This is a genomic window from Candidatus Binatia bacterium (genome assembly GCA_036382395.1).
Taxonomy (GTDB): Bacteria; Desulfobacterota; Binatia; order HRBIN30; family HRBIN30; genus JAGDMS01.
Genome location: DASVHW010000426.1, coordinates 22,678 through 42,319, shown reverse-complemented (window position 1 = coordinate 42,319; position 19,642 = coordinate 22,678). Strand labels below are relative to the sequence as shown.

Below are 19,642 nucleotides of genomic sequence, written 5' to 3'. Positions count from 1 at the left end.
GCGCAGCCCGCTAGTCCTGCCACACGTTGAGTAACGCAACGCCGGTGGCCGCAAAATCGTCGGTGTGGCGGGTGACGACGGTGTAGCCGTGGTGAACCGCCGTCGCTGAGATGAGGCCGTCGACAACACCAAGTGATCCACCGCGTCGCTCGACGAGGGCTGCCATGCGGCCCCAAGTCGTGGCGATGGCCGTGTTGATCGGCAGGATACGGTCGGCATACGTCGCGCGCAGTATAGCCACCCAACTTGTCAGCCCTTGTTTCTTCCGCCCCGGTCGCAGGCCCGCAATACCTTTCTCGATCTCGCCGACGGTCAACACGCTCAGGTACAGCGCGCTGGAATCCTGCGTGTCGAACCACGTCAACACCCCAGGATCCGGAGAGGGTTTCGTGATCTCAGAAACCGCGCAGGTGTCCAGCAGGAAACTCACAGATCGACCTTGCGGCCACGGTCGCGGCTCCGCCTCAGATCGAGCTGGTACAGCGGTGCCTTCCGGAGAAAGGCTTTGAAGTTGGGCGTACGCCGCCTCAGTGTCTTGTAGTCGGCGGCGCTCACGACCACCGCCGCTGGCCGGCCGTGCCGCGTGATGGTCTGCGGACCCTTGGCTATGCTGGTCTCAATCAGCTTGCTGAGTTCCGCCTTTGCCCGCTGCAATTGCCACGCATCACTCATCGAGCCACATCTCCACTTTCTGGTCAGACTAGTCAGTTGTCAGATTAGGCACGCGCATCAGTCGCTGTCAACGGCACCTGGGAGGCTGCTGAAAAAGATTCTGAGCACCCTTCGACAAGCATGTCCTGAGCAACGTCGAAGGGCTCAGGGTGAGCGGAAGAGTGCAATGAATTCGAGGAGCGGATCCGCTCCTCCTGTCCTCTTCGCCCCATGCGAGACGGTCGCGGTGCTGGCGTTTATCGCCCAGTCAAACTAGCATCCCGCTTGATGCCCCGCCGCTTTGATTTGCTGATTCTCGATCTCGATGGCACGCTGGTCGACAGCGAAGCCCTCCTGGTTGGGTTGGTGAATGAGACGCTGGTGGAGTCCGGCTACCCATCCGCCGATGCACGCGGGGTCGGCGCATCGATCGGCCTCCCCTTGGATGAGGTGTTCCGCCGAGCCGCACCGGGTCCAGAAACGATCGACGAATTGTGCACCCGCTACCGGCTGCACGCCGACGCTCCCGAGTTCGTGCGGCAGTTCCGCTTGTACGCTGGGGTGACGCCGACCCTCGCCGGGCTGCGCTTTGCCGGGCTCCGGCTGGTGATCGCCACCAGTAAGCGCCGCGCCACCACGCTGGACATCCTGCGGCACTGCGCCATCGACGACATGATCGATGCCGTCATCGGCGGCGATTGCGTTACGCGCGGCAAGCCGCATCCGGAAATGGTGCACCGAGCGCACGCGTATTTTCCGACGGCTGCGGAACGGACGGTGGTGGTCGGTGACGCGAGGTTCGATATCGATCGAGATGGGCCAGGCAGCCGGCATCGCGACCTGTGCAGTGACGTACGGTGTGCACGCCGAGCCCACACTGCGCGCCGCGCATCCCGATTTCCTCATCGATGCATTCGGGTCGCTCAGCGGCGTGGTATTCGACTCAAGCAATTACATCGGCGCACGGCCGTGAGGTCAGACGCCTTAACCGCGCCGAGCCCGAGGTGCGCTCCTCGGAGTTGCTATCGAGGCGCGCTATGAATATGGTGCGCGGTCAAATGGCTCACGATCCTTTCACGATATTCCATCGCTGGTTCAAACAGGCACAACGTGCCGGGGTGCCGCTGGTTGAATCGATGGCCTTGGCAACCGCCGACGCCGTCGGGCGGCCCTCGGTGCGGTTGATGCTCTTGAAACAAGCGGACGAAAACGGCTTCGTCTTTTTCACCCACGCCAGCAGTCGCAAAGGCCAAGAGTTGTCCGCCAACCCGCGCGCCGCGGGGGCGTTCTACTGGGACGCCACCGGAAAACAGGTGCGGTTCGAGGGGCGAATCGAAGAGGTTTCCGCCGCCGAGGCTGACGAGTACTGGAGCACCCGGCCACGCTCCAGCCAACTCGGGGCATGGGCGTCGGAACAGGACGCGCCGCTGGCGAGCCGCAAGGTCCTCATCGCGCGCTGGAAGGCGATGCGAAAGAAGTACCAAGGCCGCCCTGTCCCGCGTCCGGAAGGTTGGAACGGCTACCGCGTCATCCCGGAGACCATCGAGTTCTGGACCCGGCGCTCGGCACGGCTGCACGAACGCGAGCTGTTCAGGCGTACGCGCACTGGGTGGAAACGGCAACTTCTCCAACCGTAACCTGCCAGTACCACGGCCATGAGCCACCGTGCCGCAGAGGTCGCGCCGCCAGCCGGCGAGTCGCCTCCGGGACGGGCAGCGGGCACGTATCGTCGAATTTGGGACCTGGCGTGGCCGGTCGGCATGTTCATTTCGATCGTCTTCGAAGCCGTGGTCATGTTCGCCTGGTACCGCCGCGGCACCTGGAAGACGAAGAAGCTCTGAAGTTTGGGCGCTCGGTTGTTTACTCGCCGGACCGGACCTTGAGGTGTGGCTCCACTCTTCTCGCCACGTCGAGGATGATCAGCGTGAGGATGGCTCCGAAAGCGGTCAGCACCCACAAACCGCACCCGGCCACCATTCCCAAGGCTGCGGTCACCCAAATGGCGGCGGCGGAGGTCAAACCTTGTACCGGCAGAACTCCCGGTTTCGATTGTGTTTCATGAAAGATCTCTCCGGCCCCCAGGAATCCGATGCCTGTCGCTACGCCTTGAATGGCCCGGCTCAAGGCGTCGGCTGCGTGGGCTTCGCTGATCAGCAAGGGAATCAGGGTGAACAGCGCAGCGCCGAGACTCACCAGCATGTGGGTCCTCAGCCCCGCCGGCTTGCCGGTAATTTGCCGGTTCCAGCCTACCAGTGCGCCGGCCGCCGCGGCGGCCAGTAGCCTCAGGATGACGTGAAGCTGGTCGGCGGGAATCAAGGAGGTATCGTGCATATCGACTCCTCTGTGGAAACCGGAGTCAATCAAACTTCCGGAGCGCTTGAAAGAGGGGGGCTCAAATCGGTCCGACCAGTCACGGCTCACGTCGGGGCGGTGCTCCATTACGCCGGGATCCGGCGAGCAACGCGCGACAGCGCTGATTGCTGCACACGATGGCGGACGATCTTGCCGGCCGCTGTGCGGGGGAAGTCGTCGACGAAGTGAATGTGACGTGGAGCCTTGAACCGGGCAAGATGGCGGCGGACGTGCTCAGTTAGATCGTCGGCGCTGGCGGTCATGTGCGCGCGCAGCCGGACGCAGGCCGCAACGGCAGTTCCCCAGCGCTCATCGGGCACACCAAATACGCAGGCTTCGGCGACTGCCGGATGCGCCTGCAGCGCCGCTTCTACCTCCGCCGGATAGACGTTTTCGCCGCCCGATATGATCATGTCGTCGCGGCGGCCCATGACGTAAAGAAATCCCTCATCGTCGAGACGGCCGAGATCGCCGGTGCAAAACCAGCCATCCTGGCGCTGCGCATCGCCAACCGGATTGAGGTAGCCCGGACTCACGCTCGGCCCACGAATGAGAATCTCGCCGACCTCTCCCGTTGGTACCGGCCCGTCTATGCCGCGCAAGAGGACCTCGGTTCCCAGCAGTGGCTTGCCGGCGGAACCAAGCTTCCGTTCGGCATCAGCGGGCGCCAGCGTGGCCACTTGCGATGCCGCTTCGGTCAACCCGTACGTCTGCATGACCGGGAGGCCCCGCGCACGGCAGGCCTGCAACAGCGCCGGCGGCGCCGGCCCGCCGCCGAGAAGGATGCAGCGCAACCATGGTGGGAAGGGGCGGTCACCGCGCGTCTCCAGCAACCGCTGGAGCATGTTTGCCACTACGGAGATGATGGTCACTCGATCCTCATCGAGCGCACGATCCACACGCGCCGGATCGAAGCCGTGATGAATGACCGCCGACGTGCCATAGATGACACTGCGCAGCAGAATTGACAGGCCGCCGACGTGACAGAACGGCAGGCACGCCAGCCAGCGGTCATCGTGATGGACGCCGAGGTTGAAGGCTGAGCCGACCGCGCTCCAGAAAAAATTTCCGAAGGTCAACAGCACGCCCTTGGGACGGCCGCTGCTTCCGGAGGTGTAAACGATGCAGTGCCCCGCTTGTAGATCGATCGTGGTGCTGCCGCGGTCCGGATCACCGGCAATCTCGTCGAGTACCGGGTCACCGTTCAGCGCATCGACGTCCACGCTGACCGCCGATATCGCCAGCATCTCGCGAACGGCAGCGACGGTGTCACGCGTGGCCTTGTCGTACAGAAGGACGCGTGGATTGCTATCCTCGAGTTGCCGGGCAATCTCCGTTGGGCTCAGGCGTCCGTTGAGTGGCACGATGACGGCACCCAGACGCGCCGCCGCGTTGAGGATCTCCACAAACTCGGGACGGTTGCCGATCAGCAAAGCGATCCGATCACCACGGCTCACCCCGAGATGGCGCAGCCGCCCGCTTACCGCCGCTGCGCGCGCTGCCAGATCGGCAAACGAGATGGACCGCCCCTCGTACATCAGAGCGGCATGCTCAGGGCTGGTCTCCGCCCGCTGCTCCAGCCAGTCGGGAATGATGTCATTCCTAACGAACGGCATCGCAACACCAACGCCGCACGGCCGCCGTATCTAACTGGACACCCAAACCCGGACCCTGGGGAACGCTCAGCCAGCCGCCACGAGGCACCAGCGGCTGGCGCACAAGATCGCCTGCCAGCAGCGACGCGGTGGCCAGGCCGCAGGGCAGTGCCGGGTCCGGTAGCGTCGCCGCCAGATGTAGCGCCGCAGCGATACCGATGCTGGTGTCGAGCGCGGAGGTCACCACCACCTTCAAACCGCAGGCACGCGCAGTTCGGATGACAGCTGCCGCGCTGCCCAAGCCGAGTAGTGCCGGCTTCACGACGACAAAGTCGGCGGCCTCCATTGCCGCGAGCTGCCGGACGGAATCCGCATCGGTCACACATTCGTCGGCTGCAATGGCTGTCTCGACGGTGCGGCGCACGCGGGCCAGATCCGCCATCTCGCGGACAGGCTGCTCGACGTACTCGATCCCATGCGTTGCCAGCCGCGGAATCACGTTGATTGCCTCATCAACCGTCCATATTCCGTTCGCATCCAGCCGGATGCCGACTTCAGGACCGATGGCCGCACGCACGGCTGCCACGCGTGCCGCGTCTCCGGCGAAGTCGCGCGCCACCTTCAGCTTGATGCAGCAAAACCCCTCGGCTGCCAACGCGCGCGCAGCCGTCGCCGCCGCGCCCGGCTCCTGCTGATCAACGACGGCATTAACGGGAATGCTTTCCGTCACCATCGATCCCAACATCTCGGCCACTCGTGTTCCGGCCGACTGCGCGGCCAGATCCCAACAGGCCATCTCCAGACCCGCTCGTGCCGCGGCCGACGGGATGACTGGCAGCCGGTCCAAAAGCGGGAACTCGACTTCTATCGGTCCGGCGCTCAGCAACGCCTCCTGTATTGTGGCAATCGCTCGTGCGGCGCCGCGTAGCGTGTCGTCGCCGGCGGTCGGATGCGGTGCTACTTCGCCCAACCCCACGCGCCCGTCATCACCGTGCACTTGGACCACAAGGCCGGTGCGTGCAGCGACGGCTACTCCCCCGATGACAAAAGGCCGGCGATAGGGAATGCGGAACGGCGTAACTTCTATCCGGCGAAGCTTCATCCCATGAGACCCGCGGCAAACAAAACTCCGAATGCCGCGTGCAAGCGCGCCGTGCTGCGCAGCGCCGCGTTGAAGCTTGCGCCGTCCCGGCAGCGTGCCATGCGCCAAGTGAGCGTAATGGCCCACGGCAGCGTCAGCCACGGCAAGAGGACCCAAAGGGACGATCGCCATACAAGCCACAGCGCCGCCGGCACCGCATAGGCCAGCGCGACCAGGGCGATGAACTCCGCTCGCCCCGCGCCCTGGCCGAAGCGCACCGCCAACGTGTGCTTGCCCGCAACCCGGTCGGTGTCAAAATCCCGGACGTTGTTGACCACGAGGATGGCCGTTGCTAACGCCCCGACCGGAATGGATGCGGCGACGACCAAGCTGGTCGTGCAGCCGGCCTGTACGTAGAATGTCCCGACCACTGCGACGACGCCGAAGAAGATGAACACGAACACGTCTCCCAGACCGTGGTAGCCGAGCGGCCATGGACCGCCGGTGTACGCCAGCCCGGAGCCGATGGCGGCGACGCCGACCGCCATGATCGGCCAGCCACCGACGACGCAGAGGTAACTGCCGGCGACGGCCGCCGCACCGAAAGCCATCCAGGCTGCCAGGCGCACTTGCTCCGGCGACAGCAGTCCGGCCTGGATCACGCGCGTCGGACCCTGCCGCGCGGCCGAGTCGGCGCCGCGCTCGAAGTCGTCGACGTCGTTGACGAGATTCGTCCCGATCTGGATGAGAAGCGCCGCAATGAGCGCCGCCGTCGCTGCATCGAGGTGCGCCACGCCGCCTCGGGCGGCAACGGCGGTCCCCACGACCACCGGGATGATTGCCGCCGTCAGAGTCGCCGGCCGGATCGCCATGATCCAGGCGGAGAACGAGTCACGGCCCTGCATGTGCATGGCCATCCTCGATTCCTTCCGACTGTAGGGGCGCAGCATGCTGCGCCCCTACGAAAACAGGGAAGAATCTCACGGCAAGCGCGGGAAGGTGCTGAAGTTGGGCGGGCGCTTTTCCAAGAACGCATTGCGCCCCTCCTGCGCCTCTTCGGACATGTAGTAGAGCAAGGTGGCGTTGCCGGCCAGTTCTTGAATGCCGGCGAGGCCGTCGGTGTCGGCATTGAACGACGCCTTGAGGCAGCGGATCGCCATTGGGCTGTTGGCGAGGATCTCACGGCACCACTGCACGGTTTCCTCTTCGAGCTGATCCAATGGCACCACGTGATTCACCAGCCCCATCTCCAACGCCTGCGCCGCCGTATAGCGCCGGCAGAGGTACCAGATCTCCCGCGCCTTTTTGTGTCCGACGATGCGGGCCATATAGGTCGCGCCGTAACCGCCGTCGAAGCTGCCGACGCGGGGGCCGGTTTGACCGAACATCGCATTGTCGGCGGCGATGGTCAGGTCGCAGACCAGGTGCAGCACGTGTCCGCCGCCGATGGCGTACCCCGCCACCATGGCGATGACCGGTTTGGGCAGGGTTCTGATATGACGCTGCAGATCCAACGCGTTCAGTCGCGGCACGCCGTCATCGCCGACGTACCCACCCGAACCACGCACGCGCTGATCGCCGCCGGAGCAAAACGCTTCGGTGCCCGCGCCCGTGAAGATGACCACTCCGACAGTGGAGTCTTCGCGCGCGGCGGCAAAGGCATCCATGAGCTCAAAGAGCGTCTGCGGACGGAAAGCGTTGCGCACCTCGGGGCGGTTGATGGTGATCTTGGCGATCCCCTCCGCCGTTTCGTATCGGATGTCGGTGTACGTGCGACGTGGTATCCAATTGACGGACATGTGTATTCCTCCCGCTGCTGTTGTGATTCACGCGACGGAGGCGCGTGGTTCGTTACCGGCTTTTCCTAGAGACTCCTCGGTCAGAAATCTGAGCACGCGAGCATTGAACGCCGCCGGATTCTCGAGATGGGCAGCGTGTCCCGCTTCTGGGATGACGGCCACCGCGGCCTCGGACATGAGAAGGATCATCGCGTCGGTGATGGCGCGAAATTTCAAGTCCTCATTTCCGACCACCAGCAGCGTCGGCGTAGCCACCGTGGACAACCGCGCCCACAGCGGCGGTTGCGCACCGGTACCCATGCCCCGCAAGCTGTTCGCCAGCCCTTTGGCGTTGTTGGCGCAGCGCGCAGCGCGTGCCGCCGCCAGGGCTGCGGGTCCCAGGCGGACCTGGGAAGCGAACAGGGGCTGCTGCATCCACGCATCGACGAATGGCTCGATGCCGTCCCGCTCGATGCGGTCGGCGAGCGCTTCGTCCTGTGCGATCCGTTCGCGGCGCTGGATGGGATCATCGATGCCGGGCGACACGCCTTCGAGCACCAGCGCCTGCACACGTTCCGGGTACGCCAGCGCAAAGGCGAGCGCCACGCGCGCCCCCATCGAGTATCCGACCCAGCAGGCATGCCTGACGTCGAGCACGTCGAGCAACGCGGCGAGATCTCCAATGCACCGCTCCATGCGGTAGCGCTCCGGGTCGGCGGGCGTGTCGGAACGGCCGTGGCCCAGCAGGTCAACGGCGATGGTATGGAAGCGGGCGGCAAAGGCTTCGACCTGCGCCGTCCACTGCGCCCCGCTGCCGGTAAAACCGTGGAGCAGGATCAGCGGCGTACCCTCACCGGCAACGGCAGCGTGCAAGCGAACATCGCCTAGGCTCACATGCGGCATCGCTTCATTCCTCCGCCAGCGCCTGGGAGGCGGCCGCCCAGATCTGTCGGTGCAATTCCACGTTGCGCCGGCGCTCGGACGGGACCTCAATGACGCTGGTGCGCTCCGCCTGCAGTGATGACGCCACCGCGGCGCGGAACTGATTCCACGAAGCCACACGGGTAAAGGCGCAGCCGTACATTTCGGCGGCGCCACGGAAATCGAGGCCGTGCGGAGTGAAGAAGTACTCCGCCATCGGCTCATCGCAATCGCCCTGTGGCAGGAACGAGAAGATTCCCCCGCCATCGTTGTTGATCACGATGATGGTGGCCCGTACCCCGTGGCGTTTGACGGCGAGCAAGCCGTTCAGATCATGGTAGAAACCGAGATCGCCGGTGACGATGACCACCGGCTGGTCACTGACCGCCGCGGCACCGAGGCCACTGGAAACAAAGCCGTCGATACCGTTGGCGCCGCGGTTGCAGAGAAAGCGGATGGCGCGTGGGCCGGTGGGCCAAAAACTCTCGAGGTCCCGTATCGGCATGCTGTTGCCGACGTACAACCAAGTGCCGTCCGGCAGCAACCGCGACAACTCGCCGAACACCTTGCCCTCGAACATCTCGTTCAGTGAGTTGAGCTGTCGTTCCAGTGCGGCACGGACGCGGTGGGCGGCCGCAAGCCACTGCGTGCGCCACCTCTCGTCTGCGCGCCGGGCGGAGCCGATCTCATTCGACGACAGGCAGTGGCACAGCGCGTTGCAGGCCGCGACCGGCTCCCAGGGCAGGATCTCCGACGCCATCGAGATCGGATCATTCCAGAAGGTGAGCGGATCGATGACGATCTGACGGCAACGGGGGTGCTGCTGCAGATAGCTGGCGAATGCCTTTGAGGCCGGCATCGGTCCGAACCGCAGCACCACGTCCGGAGAGACACCCCGGGCGAACGTTTCGTCTCGCAACACGGTATCGTACGCGTCCACTACCAACGAGGTGTCGTGACTCCCGGCACGCAGCTGCGACGCCGCGTCCGCCAGAATCGGATAGCCGACGAACTTGGCTAACCGGGCTACCGTTACCGCAAATTCCGCCTCGCTATCCTGCGGCCCGCAGGCGATCAAACCGCGTGGCGTGGCGGCCAGTGTGGCTGCCAGCGCTTGCACTGCAGTCTCGGGTGGTGCGGCACAGGCGTCGTGCACGACGGTGTACGGACCCTGGGCATTCGTCGCGCTCGCCAACAGCTCGGCACCGTGAGGAACGGATGCCACACGCGGCAGCAATGGCTCGCGGAACGGGAAGTTCAGGTGAACGGGGCCCGGAGGGCGGGCGCAGGCGCGGGCCACCGCGCGGCACGCCAGCGTGCGGAAGTAGCGCAGTCCGGCCTCGGCGGTACCGACCTCGGCGAACCACTTCACGTGCGTCCCGAAGAGCTTGATCTGGTCGATCGTCTGACCGGCGCCGCAATCGCGCAGCTCGGGCGGCCGGTCCGCCGTCAGCAGGAGCAAGGGAACGTGCGCGTAGAACGCTTCGACGGCGGCTGGGAGGAGGTTGGCGGCGGCGGTACCCGAGGTACAGACAACGGCGACTGGGCGGCGTGTCGCCTTGGCGATGCCGAGCGCAAAGAAGGACCCCGAGCGCTCGTCGACGTGTGACCAGGAGCGGAGAGCGGGATGCGTCGCGAAAGTCACGGCGAGGGGCGTGGAACGGGCGCCGGGCATGATGCAGGCGTGCGCCACACCGGCGTGCGCCAGCTCGGCCACGAACGCCTCGAGTCCGGCAAAGCCCGGATCGTGCTCGTACATCAGAGTTCCATGAGCGCCGACAAGAGCGGCTGCATTTTCAAGCGCGTCTCTCCCAGCTCCGTCTCCGGGTCGGAACCGGCGACGATGCCGGCCCCGGCGTAGAGCGATGCTTCCGAGCCGCGCACGAGAGCGGAGCGGATGGCGACGGCGAATTCCCCGTCGCGATGTGCATCCATCCAGCCGATGGGCCCGGCGTACCAGCCGCGGTTCAAGGCTTCGCGCTGCGGCAACAGCTGCAGCGCAACGGCGCGGGGATGACCGGCCACGGCGGGACTGGGATGGAGGCGATCGACCAGATCGAGGATGTGGTGCGACTCGCTCAGGTCCCCGGCAATCGGGGTGATGAGATGCTGCACGTTGTCCAGCCGGAGAAGCTGCGGCTCAAGCGGTACATCGAGGCGTTCGCACAAGGGCGCCAGGATGTCCACGAGTGCCCGCACGACGACGGCGTGTTCGAGGCGGTCCTTGCCGCTGTTCTTGAGCGCCTGCGCTAGCGCGCGTGCATCCGCGACCGAGGTGCCGGGCGCCGTCGAACCAGCAATGGCCGCGGTGCTGATCGCCCGGCCTTTGACGCGCACCAGCGGCTCGGGCGTCGCGCCGAGAAAGTCTCCATGCGGGGTGCCGATCCAGAACAGGACGCAGGAGGGGTATGTCTTGCGCAGGTGGCGCAACACGGGCTCGCAGTCAAAGAGCCGGTTGGAGGCGACGGTGCAGCATCGCGCCAGCACAAGCTTGTCCAGGCGTCCGCGGGTGATGTCGTCGACCGTATCGGCTACGGCCTGCTTCCATTGCGGAAGCGGCAATGTTGGCGCAGCTTCGTAGCGGACCGAAGTCGGATCGCTGGAAGGCTCAGGGCGGGGGCACACCGCAGACCGCTGCATGTCCTCCAGATCCGATTCCAAGCGGCGCAGGATGCCGGAGCAATCGCTGCTTTCGTCGACGATACAGGTAGCGGTGAGCGTCGCGCTCTGGTCACGCCGCACGATAAGCAGGCGTGGTAGCACCATCAGGGCGGCAGGAAAGTCACCCCACGGCTCCTCCTTCGGCGGGTCGGGCGCGAAGGCGAAGCCACCGACGAAAAAGGGTGCCCCAATCGCTTTCGAGGCGGCATCCGCGACGCTGTCATCCAGGATGCTGCCGCAGGCCGCGGCAATCTGCGCGAAGCGCCCCGCCCCGTGCGCGCTGAAGGTCGCTGTGGCGCCGAGCGCGGCGATGGCGAATCGGTCCTCGGGCCGCTCCCACAAGAAGCAGTAGCGCTCCGCACTGCCCGCGTGCTGCACCAGGCCGAGCAAGTCTTCCGGGGGTGCGATCGAGCCCGACAGTGTCACCAGAACCCGCGCCTTGCGCTCGCGGGCATGCTCGATCGCGAGCGCAATCTGATCGCCAGCGCCACGTAACAGGGTGTTGAGCATGGTTCTCACTGACGGCGGATCGCGAAGATCAGCTGCGCAATGCCCCCACTGAGCCGGCGTTTGACCGCACCGCAAAATCCGGCTGCGGTGACCAGCTGCAGGAGTTGCGGGGTGGGGGGAAGATACGCCGTGGATTGCGGCAGGTAAGCGTATGCCGCCGGATCCGACAGCAGGGCTCCAACGATGGGGACGAGCCGTTTGAAGTACAGGTCGTGCCCCCACCGGGTCAGCGCGCCGGAGGGCTGGTCGACTTCCAGCAGGGCGAGACGGCCGCCCGGTTGCAGCACTCGCGCCGCTTCCGACAACACTGGCGCAATCGAGACGAAGTTCCGTAGGGCGAAGGCGGAGGTCACGACGCTGGCGCAGGCGGGCGGGAGCGGCAGCACCGCGGCATCGGCACGCACCAGCGGCATCGCCAGCCCGCGCCGGCGCGCGGCCACCAGCATGCCGGCAGCGAAGTCGACGCCAATTACACGTGCCCCTGCCGCCGCCGCCAATGCGCACAGATCGCCCGTGCCGCAGCCAAGATCCACCACCACATCTTGCGGGCCGATGGCCGCGTGGCGAACCACCATGCGCCGCCAGCGTTGATCGAGGCGCAAGGTCAGTAGCCGATTGAGCAGATCATAGCGCGGGGCAATGCGGTCGAACATCGCCTCCACGACGGCGGCCTTCTCGGCAAGCGGTGGCAGTCCTAGCGCCACTTGACCTCCAAGTGTCCGGCCTGCAGCACCGCGGCCGCCGCTTCATACACCTCCGGGTCGCCGTGCTGGCGCAGGCGATCCAAGGCGCGGCCGAGCAGGGTGCGTTGCAAGTGCAAAGCAACAAGGGTGGTTACCGCTGGCAGCAGTCGGCGGAACGCATCCGCCACTTTCTCAGCTGCCACGTCGGTCTTCCCGGCCTTGCGAACGTAACGATCGAACAGTGCGATGGCGTTGTCGACGGTGTGCCCCATTTGCTGCGCATGCTCGATGGCCACACGCAGCAGCTCGTCGAGTGGAAACCCTTGCTGCAAGATCTCGAGCCCGGCACGCACCATTTGGAGATCGGCCTCGCCGTAGCGGGCTTCGCCCTCCACCGCCGCCGGATTGAGGAGCCCCGCCGCCTCCAGCGAGGCCAGGAGCGGCTCCGGCACTCCCGACATGGCCGCTAGCTGCATTCGGCTGAGCCCACGCTCGCCGCTCTCCTCCGCAACGGCCACCAGCAAAGCATCGGCACGGGAGTGCGAGCCAGCAAGCAGCAGGCGCTTGATCACGGCCAGACTGAGTCCTTGCGACTGGTAGCGCCGTATCCGCTTGAGCAGCGACAGGTGCTCCTGCGAGTACACCGCAACCCGCTTCACGCGCCGCGGTAGCGGCAGCAATCCCTTAGTCTGATAAAACCGGATCGTGTCGACGCGAACCGCAGCTGCCGCAGCCAGCTCCTCCACCCGGTATTCCATGAGCAGGTAATCTAAGAGTAATTGCTCGAATCGTCAAGCCGGACATGGTCGACCGTCGGGCCGACTTCGTGAAGGCGGGGAGTCACTCAGTTCTTCAGGGACTTCCGGGAAAACAACGTAGGCTGCTCGTGATCGCCCACGCCCGCGGCAAGCGAGCGTGGGACTCCGCGTCGTAAGGCTCTCAGGGGACGGAAGAAGCTAGCCTTGGGCCCCTGCCTGCGCCGCCAACTGTTGGACGCGCTGCGCTGCCCGTTCGACCGCGAAGCGCGGCCGCAGCAACGACACCAGCGCCGGGATGAACACCAGCGCGCCGATGGCGTGGAAGACCATCAGCATCATCAGGAGGAAGGCCATTTCCGCTTCGAACTTCAGCGGGAAGAAGAGCCAGAAGATCACACTCACCACGAGCGTCGTGCCAGTAAAAATGATCGCCTTGCCGGTGGTCGCAATGGCCCGGCGGTTGGCTTCGTCGAAGTCGTTGGTCAGCTCATACTCTTCGATGATCCGGCTGAGCACGTAATACCCGTAATCAATTCCGATGCCGATGCCCACGGCAGCCACTGGCAGCGAGTTGATATTGAAGTCGATGCCTACCAGGTACATCACCGCTTCCGAGAGCGGCTGTGCGACCAGTGACGGGATCATCACGATCAGCGCCCCGACCACGGAGCGGTAGGTGGCGAAGCTGAGTAGAAACACCACGAAAAAGATGAGCGGCACGTTGACGCGGTACGACCATTCCACTTCTTCGTTGGAGGCCGCCAAGATGCCGAGCAGGCCGCCGGCGAGGAGATAGCGCACGCTGTCTTGTGGGCGGCTGTTCTCGGCGATGTAGGCCTTGGCGCGGCTGATGGCGTCGTGAATGATCTCGTTGTTGTAGTTCTTGTAGAACACGGTGATGGTGGCGTTGGTATAGTCGGGGCTGAAGAAGCGGTCCATTTCACCGCGGCTGGTGCCCGAGGTGATGAGGAAGAACAACTGGCCGACATAGTCGTCACGGGTCGGCAGCATTTCCCACTTTGGGTCGCCTTCGTGGAAGGTCCGGTAGATTTTTTTCAGCAACGTCCCGGCGGTGAGCGCGCCGCCGGCCCCTTCGCTCTGCGCCATGTGGCGCGCGAAGAGATCGATGTTGTTGAGGGCGGCCGCGTCCTTGATCGCTTCGGGTTTCTTGCCCTCGGCGATGATCACCAGCTGACTGGCACCGACGAACTTCTCGCTCAGCTTGGCCATGGCCTGGTTGTAGGGATGGTCGTGGTAGAGCAGGGCTTCACCGATGTTGGAGTCGCCGGTCTTGAGCTGATGGGCGAAGTACAAGCCGAAGGCCATGACGATGGCGAAGCTGCCAACCACAACCCAGCGCATGCGGCCCGTGCCCAGCGCAATGAGGCCGCGGCTCACCCCTTCGTACAGTGAGTCGGAGAGGCGGCGTCCCGGCAGCGGATCCTTCGGCGGATTGACGTAGGACAAAATTATCGGGTGCAGCGTGACCACGCTGAGAAAGATGCTGATGATCCAGAAGCTGGCGACGAAAGCGAGCTTCTGCATCAGTGGAATGCTGGCCACGGCGATCGTCAGGATGGCCAGGCCGTCGGCCATGATCGATACCAACGCCGGGCTGTACAGGCTGATGTAGGAGCGCATGATCGCCGTATGTTTGTCGTGGCACGAGTGGTAGACCTCGTGATAGCGCTCCATCGACTGCACCGAATGGCTGAGGGCGCGTGCCGTGATGAGCACGAAGACCACCAGCACCAGCGGATCGATCGTGAATCCACAGAGCCCGGCAAACCCGAGACCCCAGATGGCGCTCATTAGGCCCGAGAACACCGGAATGATGACGCCCTGAAAGCTGCGGAAGTAAAACCACAGCAGCAGGACCATGGCCAGGCCGGTCGCCGCGAACACGTACTTCATCTTGGAGACGGATTCATTGAAGTAGGCGTACAGCACAGGCGGGCCGGCGACATAAATCTTGACGGTGCCGTCCGCCTCCTCGCGCGCGACGATCTCCTGGATCTTCTGCCACATGGTGGTGAGATCGAAGTACTCTTCCCAGAAGCCGGCCGAGATCAGCGTGGCCTTGTCGTCGGCTGAGACGAAGAACCCGCGCACGCCCTCCGTGCTGTAGATCTTCTGGCGCAGGAACTCGAGGTCCTCCTGGTCGCGCGGCAAGCGCGGATAGATCAACGGTACGACCTTGATCCCGGAGCCGGAGGTCAACGTGGTCTTCAGCTTCGGGTGCGTGATCGAGATGACCTGCTCGCCGTTGACGCCCGGGACGTTGTGCAGCAGGTCGAGGGTGATGCGGTTGATCTTCTCGATGGTCTCCGTGCTGCTGAAAATGGTGCCCTGTTTGACCTCCAGCACCATGACCAGCGAGTTGGCGGTCCCGAACATGCTGCGGTACTTGGTATACAACTGAATGTACGGGTGCCGCGGTGGGTAGAGATCGAAGAAGTTGGTGAAGATGGTCAGCCGCATGGCGGTGAACCACACGAAGAACAGGGTACCGATGCCGATGGCGATCGAGATCGGCACCCGGCGGCGCAGCAGAAACTTCAGGTAGCGCTCAATGAGTCGCTTCGAGAGCATGCTCTTCTACCTCTGGCATTTTGACTTCGTTGCCTACGATCCGAAGCGTGAGGCCATTGGCGCCCACGAGGGCCCCATGGGTGCCGTTCACGAGGGAAACCGAACGGATCCACCGTAACCGCCACTCGGCGGGCATATCTTTGCGCTGCCAAGTGGCGCCGCCGTCCTCGCTGACGAGCACGGCGCCGATGTCGCCGACGACGTAACCGTACTTTCCCGACACCTTGACGTCGTACAGGCTCGGATTACCCAGGGCTTCCTGAAAACCGACCTGTTCCAACGCCCCAACCTCGGTCGAACCCTGTTGGGCCTTCCAGGTCTGGCCGCCGTCCACCGTACGGAGAATGATGCCATCCAGACCGACCGCCCATCCCTGGTGGATGTCGGAGAAGTACACCCCGAACAGTGACTTCTCGATACCGCTGGGCTGCTCGTTCCATGTCTTGCCGCCGTCTCCGGTGGCAACAATGGCGCCTGCCTCACCGACGATCCAGCCGTGATCCGGATCCGCCCAGGACTGGGCGTTGAGAATCACGTCGCGCTCCAGCGAGTGGTTTTCCCACGTCGTACCCCCGTCACGGGTGGCCATGACCGTGCCCCAGTCGCCGACCGCCCACACGTGTTGTTGGTCGATGGCCTTGAGGTCGAACAAATGTCGGTCGGTGCCCGAGTGCTGCGTCTGCCAGGTGTCGCCGCCGTCACTGGTGTGCAGGATCAGACCGGACCGTCCCGTGATCCACCCATGCCGCGCATCAGCAAAGTCGACGCTGAAGAGCAGTTCGGTGGTATGCGACACCTGCGGCCGCCACGTCTTGCCCCCGTCGCGAGTTCGGAAAATCGTCCCGAAGGCGCCCACGGTCCACCCGTTGTCGGCATCCACGAAGCGCGCCCCGTACAAGTTGTCCGTGATGCGAACGCCGTTGTGCGGTGCGGCGCCAGCCCGGGAGACCGCCATGACGGTCAGAACAAGAACCACGGCGACACGACTTGCCACCCTTAGCGCGTAATTCTCAATCATCGACTTTTTCAGGTCGCCTCCACTCACCGGAAAACCTCGCGCTTTATAAGTCAGGCAAGCGATTCATGTCAATCTTACTGCCTAGGGCAGATGGTACCCGCGTACTAAGGGCGGATCATACTGTGCGCAGTCAGTGCCCGACAAGAAGAAAATGTGGGATTCGCGATTCAGCCATCGATCGGCTAAAACGAACCCGTGCGGATGCCGTTCATCACGACCTGCCGCGTGCCCTCATCGTTGGAGGCGGTCACCTCCAAGCAGGCCGAGATCAAACCACGCGAGGTGGGTGTCAAGCCGCCAGCGGTGGCACAGATTTGGAGGGCGGTCGAGCGCCTGTATGAGAGCGGTGTGCACCCCGCTATCCAGCTGTGTGTCCGCCGACGCGGCCAGATCCTCATCGATCGCGCCATCGGCCATGCCTCTGGGAACGGTCCTCACGATGCGCCGGACGCCCCAAAGGTGCTGGCCACACCGGCCACCCCATTCACCATCTTCTCGGCAGCCAAGGCGGTGACGGCGATGGTCGTCCATCTGCTCGACGAGCGGAATCTCATCCGCCTCGACGATCGGGTGTGCGAGTACATCCCGGAGTTTGCTGGGCACCACAAGGAATGGATCACCATCCGTCACGTGCTCACGCACCGTGCCGGGATCCCAAACCTGTCGCCCGAGGTCATGGAGTTGGATCGGCTCGATCATCCCGAAAGGATCGTGCAGATTTTCTGCGACGCGCAACCGACGTCACGGGCCGGGCGCCAGCTCGCGTACCACGCCATCTCCGGCGGCTTCATCCTCGGCGAAGTCGTACGGCGGGTCACCGGGAAGGACATTCGTACCGTGCTCGGCGAAACGATCCTGCGGCCGCTCGGCTTCCGCTGGATGAATTACGGCGTGCGGCGCCGCGACGCCAAACAAGTTGCCACCAACTACTTCACCGGGCCGCCACCGTTGCCCCCACTCTCCACGCTGCTGCGACGAGCCTTTGGCGTCGAATTCCGCGCTGCGGTAGAGCTCTCCAACGATCCGCGGTTTCTGACCAGCATCATTCCGTCCGCCAACATCGTGGCGACGGCCAACGAGGCGAGCCGTTTCTATCAGCTCCTGCTCAACGGCGGGGAGCTCGACGGCGTGCGCATCTTGGACCCGCGAACGATCCAACGCGCGACGGCGGAGCAGTCGTATTTCGAGCTGGACTTCACCCTCGGCCTGCCCATCCGATACGCCATGGGGTTCATGCTGGGGACGAAGTGGTTCAGCTTGTACGGCCCCGACACCGAGCATGCCTTCGGCCATCTCGGGTTCACCAACATCCTGTCATGGGCTGACCCGGAGCGCCAAGTGGCCGCCGCCCTCATGACCAGCGGCAAACCCTTGGTCTATCCGGAGTTGTATTACGTTTATAATATCTTGCGGGAGATCGGGCGCGCGTGCCCGAAGGAACGTTTGCCGACCGGTCAACCACCAGCGATCAAGCGACGCCGGCCACGCCACAGCAGCGCCACCGCTGCCACCGTCACCAACCAGGCGAAAGCATCACCGAATCGCGTGTAAAAGGTCTGCACCTGCAAACGGCGCACCGTACCGGTGACGACTTCAGCGTGGAACAAGCCCCCTTCCGCAACCACCCGGCCCGCCGCATCTATGATACTGGTCACGCCAGAGTTCGATCCGCGCAGCAGGTAGCGGCGATTTTCGATTGCCCGCCAGAGGGCCAAGGCTTGATGCTGATACGGGGCCGCCGTGTTGCCGTACCACGCATCATTCAGAATGTTCAGTAGCACCTCCGCACCCGCTGCCGTGGCATGGCGCGACATCGACGCCAGAAGATCTTCGTAGCAGATCAACTGGCCGATCCGCACCTTGCCCGGAACATCGAAGACAGCAACGCCTGTGCCGGCGGTGAAACTTCCGGTCTCCGGGCTGAGCGAATAAATCGCCGGGAAGTACGACGCCAGGGGGATGTACTCCCCGAACGGCATCAGGATGTGCTTGTCGTAGCGGTCGAGCACCACGCCGCCCGGACCCATGAGAAACGCACTGTTGAACTCGTCGGCCTGGTTGCGTCCGCGCCCACGAAAGGCAAGACCGCCGAAGATGAGGTGGGTCTGCAGATCGGCAAACGGGTTGTCCTTGGCCTCGAGTCGCGTCGTGCCAACCTCCACCCAACGCTGCGAAACCGTTTCCGGCCAGACGATGACGTCGAGGTGTTCTTGCTGGTCTTCCGACAGCTGCTGGTAGGTCTCCAGATTGATTTCGAAGTAGCGGACATCGCCCTTCTGCTTGATCCCCACGTTGCCTTGCACCAAGCCGACACGGACCGTTGGGGCCGCCGCCATGGCGCGATCGATGGCCGGCAGCCGCATCATGCCGTACAGCGCCACGGCCAGTGCCGCCGTCGCCGCTCCGAGCAACGGACCAAACCGGCGGGGGCGATCGAACAACAGCGCCAGCGCAGCTGAACTCCACAGCATCACGAAGCTCAAGCCGAACGGCCCGGTGAGATCACCGATCTGCATCAGCACCGGCGCGTGCAATTGGCAGTTGGCCATGCGCCAGGGGAACACGTTGGGGTAGAAAAACTCCAGCGTCACCCAGAGAATCGGCACCGCCAGCCCAAACGGACCCGGTCCCGTTCGCGCCAAGGCGAGCGCGAACACCACGAACTCGAGGGCGGCGAACAGCGTCAGGCAGGCGTAGAAGAAGAGGGCGACGGGGTAGCTGAAGCCACCGAATACGTGGATGGTGTAGACGAGCCAGTAGAAGGCCGGCAGGTTGGTCGCCACCCCCGCGACCAAACCGACCCGGGCTGCTTCACGGGCCGTGGCGACCCGGCGGATCGCCCACAAGAATGGGACGAACGCCACCCACGCGAGCGGAAACAGCTCGAACCACAAAAAGCACGCTGCGATCAGTACGCCGCTGAGCCCAGCGGCAGTAAGCTGTGGGAGCGTGGATCTGTGCCAACGTGGGAACGTTGTGGCGGGGGAATGCTGGCCTGCTCTGGCGCCGTCAGACTCCCACGCTTGCACGCTCACACGCCTT

Annotated in this window: 20 protein-coding genes; 4 read left to right on the top strand and 16 right to left on the bottom strand. The window is 64.4% G+C overall.

Annotated elements, in window-relative coordinates; translation table 11 throughout:
* Positions 1-10: 10 nt before the first annotated feature.
* From VF515_21180 to VF515_21170, 3 genes are all read right to left on the bottom strand, one after another.
* Positions 11-430 (bottom strand): type II toxin-antitoxin system VapC family toxin, encoded by a 420-nt coding sequence (locus VF515_21180; protein ID HEX7410142.1) that lies wholly within the window; start codon positions 428-430, stop codon positions 11-13.
* Complete coding sequence (locus VF515_21175) at positions 427-672, bottom strand: type II toxin-antitoxin system Phd/YefM family antitoxin (protein HEX7410141.1); 246 nt, start codon at positions 670-672, stop codon at positions 427-429. The genes VF515_21180 and VF515_21175 overlap by 4 nt, the downstream gene beginning before the upstream one ends.
* Positions 673-924: 252 nt before the next feature.
* Positions 925-1,398, bottom strand: coding sequence for a hypothetical protein (locus tag VF515_21170; GenBank protein ID HEX7410140.1), 474 nt, complete (start codon positions 1,396-1,398; stop codon positions 925-927).
* Between the two features lie 40 nt (positions 1,399-1,438).
* On the opposite strand from VF515_21170, the gene VF515_21165 reads away from it, so the two are divergent.
* The 3 genes from VF515_21165 to VF515_21155 are packed head-to-tail and all read left to right on the top strand — an operon-like array spanning position 1,439 to position 2,492.
* A complete protein-coding gene (locus VF515_21165; protein ID HEX7410139.1) occupies positions 1,439-1,624 on the top strand; it encodes a hypothetical protein in 186 nt (61 codons plus the stop codon).
* Positions 1,560-2,288, top strand: coding sequence for a pyridoxamine 5'-phosphate oxidase (gene pdxH, locus VF515_21160; protein ID HEX7410138.1), 729 nt, complete (start codon positions 1,560-1,562; stop codon positions 2,286-2,288). The genes VF515_21165 and pdxH overlap by 65 nt, the downstream gene beginning before the upstream one ends.
* 18 nt (positions 2,289-2,306) lie before the next feature.
* Positions 2,307-2,492: a hypothetical protein gene (locus VF515_21155; GenBank protein HEX7410137.1), complete on the top strand. Its 186-nt coding sequence runs from the start codon at positions 2,307-2,309 to the stop codon at positions 2,490-2,492.
* A 19-nt stretch (positions 2,493-2,511) separates the two neighbouring features.
* Here the strand turns inward: VF515_21155 and VF515_21150 are convergent, their stop codons facing one another.
* The 12 genes from VF515_21150 to VF515_21095 form a co-directional block, all read right to left on the bottom strand.
* Positions 2,512-2,982 (bottom strand): MgtC/SapB family protein, encoded by a 471-nt coding sequence (locus tag VF515_21150; protein ID HEX7410136.1) that lies wholly within the window; start codon positions 2,980-2,982, stop codon positions 2,512-2,514.
* Positions 2,983-3,089: 107 nt separating this feature from the next.
* Positions 3,090-4,619 (bottom strand): o-succinylbenzoate--CoA ligase, encoded by a 1,530-nt coding sequence (menE, locus tag VF515_21145; GenBank protein ID HEX7410135.1) that lies wholly within the window; start codon positions 4,617-4,619, stop codon positions 3,090-3,092.
* Positions 4,606-5,700, bottom strand: coding sequence for an o-succinylbenzoate synthase (menC, locus tag VF515_21140; protein ID HEX7410134.1), 1,095 nt, complete (start codon positions 5,698-5,700; stop codon positions 4,606-4,608). The genes menE and menC overlap by 14 nt, the downstream gene beginning before the upstream one ends.
* The gene (locus VF515_21135) at positions 5,697-6,596 is read right to left on the bottom strand and encodes a 1,4-dihydroxy-2-naphthoate polyprenyltransferase (protein ID HEX7410133.1); all 900 of its coding nucleotides are present in this window, start codon (positions 6,594-6,596) and stop codon (positions 5,697-5,699) included. The genes menC and VF515_21135 overlap by 4 nt, the downstream gene beginning before the upstream one ends.
* Positions 6,597-6,659: 63 nt before the next feature.
* The gene (gene menB, locus VF515_21130) at positions 6,660-7,478 is read right to left on the bottom strand and encodes a 1,4-dihydroxy-2-naphthoyl-CoA synthase (GenBank protein ID HEX7410132.1); all 819 of its coding nucleotides are present in this window, start codon (positions 7,476-7,478) and stop codon (positions 6,660-6,662) included.
* Between the two features lie 27 nt (positions 7,479-7,505).
* Positions 7,506-8,360, bottom strand: a complete 855-nt coding sequence (gene menH / locus VF515_21125; protein HEX7410131.1) for a 2-succinyl-6-hydroxy-2,4-cyclohexadiene-1-carboxylate synthase — start codon at positions 8,358-8,360, stop codon at positions 7,506-7,508.
* A gap of 4 nt (positions 8,361-8,364) precedes the next feature.
* A complete protein-coding gene (menD, locus tag VF515_21120; GenBank protein HEX7410130.1) occupies positions 8,365-10,137 on the bottom strand; it encodes a 2-succinyl-5-enolpyruvyl-6-hydroxy-3-cyclohexene-1-carboxylic-acid synthase in 1,773 nt (590 codons plus the stop codon).
* Positions 10,137-11,549, bottom strand: a complete 1,413-nt coding sequence (locus VF515_21115) for an isochorismate synthase (GenBank protein ID HEX7410129.1) — start codon at positions 11,547-11,549, stop codon at positions 10,137-10,139. The genes menD and VF515_21115 overlap by 1 nt, the downstream gene beginning before the upstream one ends.
* Before the next feature lie 5 nt (positions 11,550-11,554).
* Entirely contained in the window at positions 11,555-12,253 is a 699-nt protein-coding gene (locus VF515_21110) for a ubiquinone/menaquinone biosynthesis methyltransferase (protein HEX7410128.1), read from the bottom strand.
* Entirely contained in the window at positions 12,244-12,990 is a 747-nt protein-coding gene (locus VF515_21105) for a MerR family transcriptional regulator (GenBank protein ID HEX7410127.1), read from the bottom strand. Before VF515_21105 ends, VF515_21110 begins: the two co-directional genes overlap by 10 nt.
* Positions 12,991-13,188: 198 nt before the next feature.
* Positions 13,189-15,582, bottom strand: a complete 2,394-nt coding sequence (locus VF515_21100) for an MMPL family transporter (GenBank protein HEX7410126.1) — start codon at positions 15,580-15,582, stop codon at positions 13,189-13,191.
* Positions 15,560-16,627: a YCF48-related protein gene (locus tag VF515_21095; GenBank protein ID HEX7410125.1), complete on the bottom strand. Its 1,068-nt coding sequence runs from the start codon at positions 16,625-16,627 to the stop codon at positions 15,560-15,562. The genes VF515_21100 and VF515_21095 overlap by 23 nt, the downstream gene beginning before the upstream one ends.
* 174 nt (positions 16,628-16,801) lie before the next feature.
* Between VF515_21095 and VF515_21090 the strand changes: the two genes are divergently transcribed.
* A complete protein-coding gene (locus VF515_21090; GenBank protein HEX7410124.1) occupies positions 16,802-18,151 on the top strand; it encodes a serine hydrolase domain-containing protein in 1,350 nt (449 codons plus the stop codon).
* Here VF515_21090 and lnt read toward each other — a convergent pair.
* Positions 18,055-19,629, bottom strand: a complete 1,575-nt coding sequence (gene lnt / locus VF515_21085; protein ID HEX7410123.1) for an apolipoprotein N-acyltransferase — start codon at positions 19,627-19,629, stop codon at positions 18,055-18,057. The genes VF515_21090 and lnt overlap by 97 nt on opposite strands.
* Between the last annotated feature and the right edge of the window lie 13 nt (positions 19,630-19,642).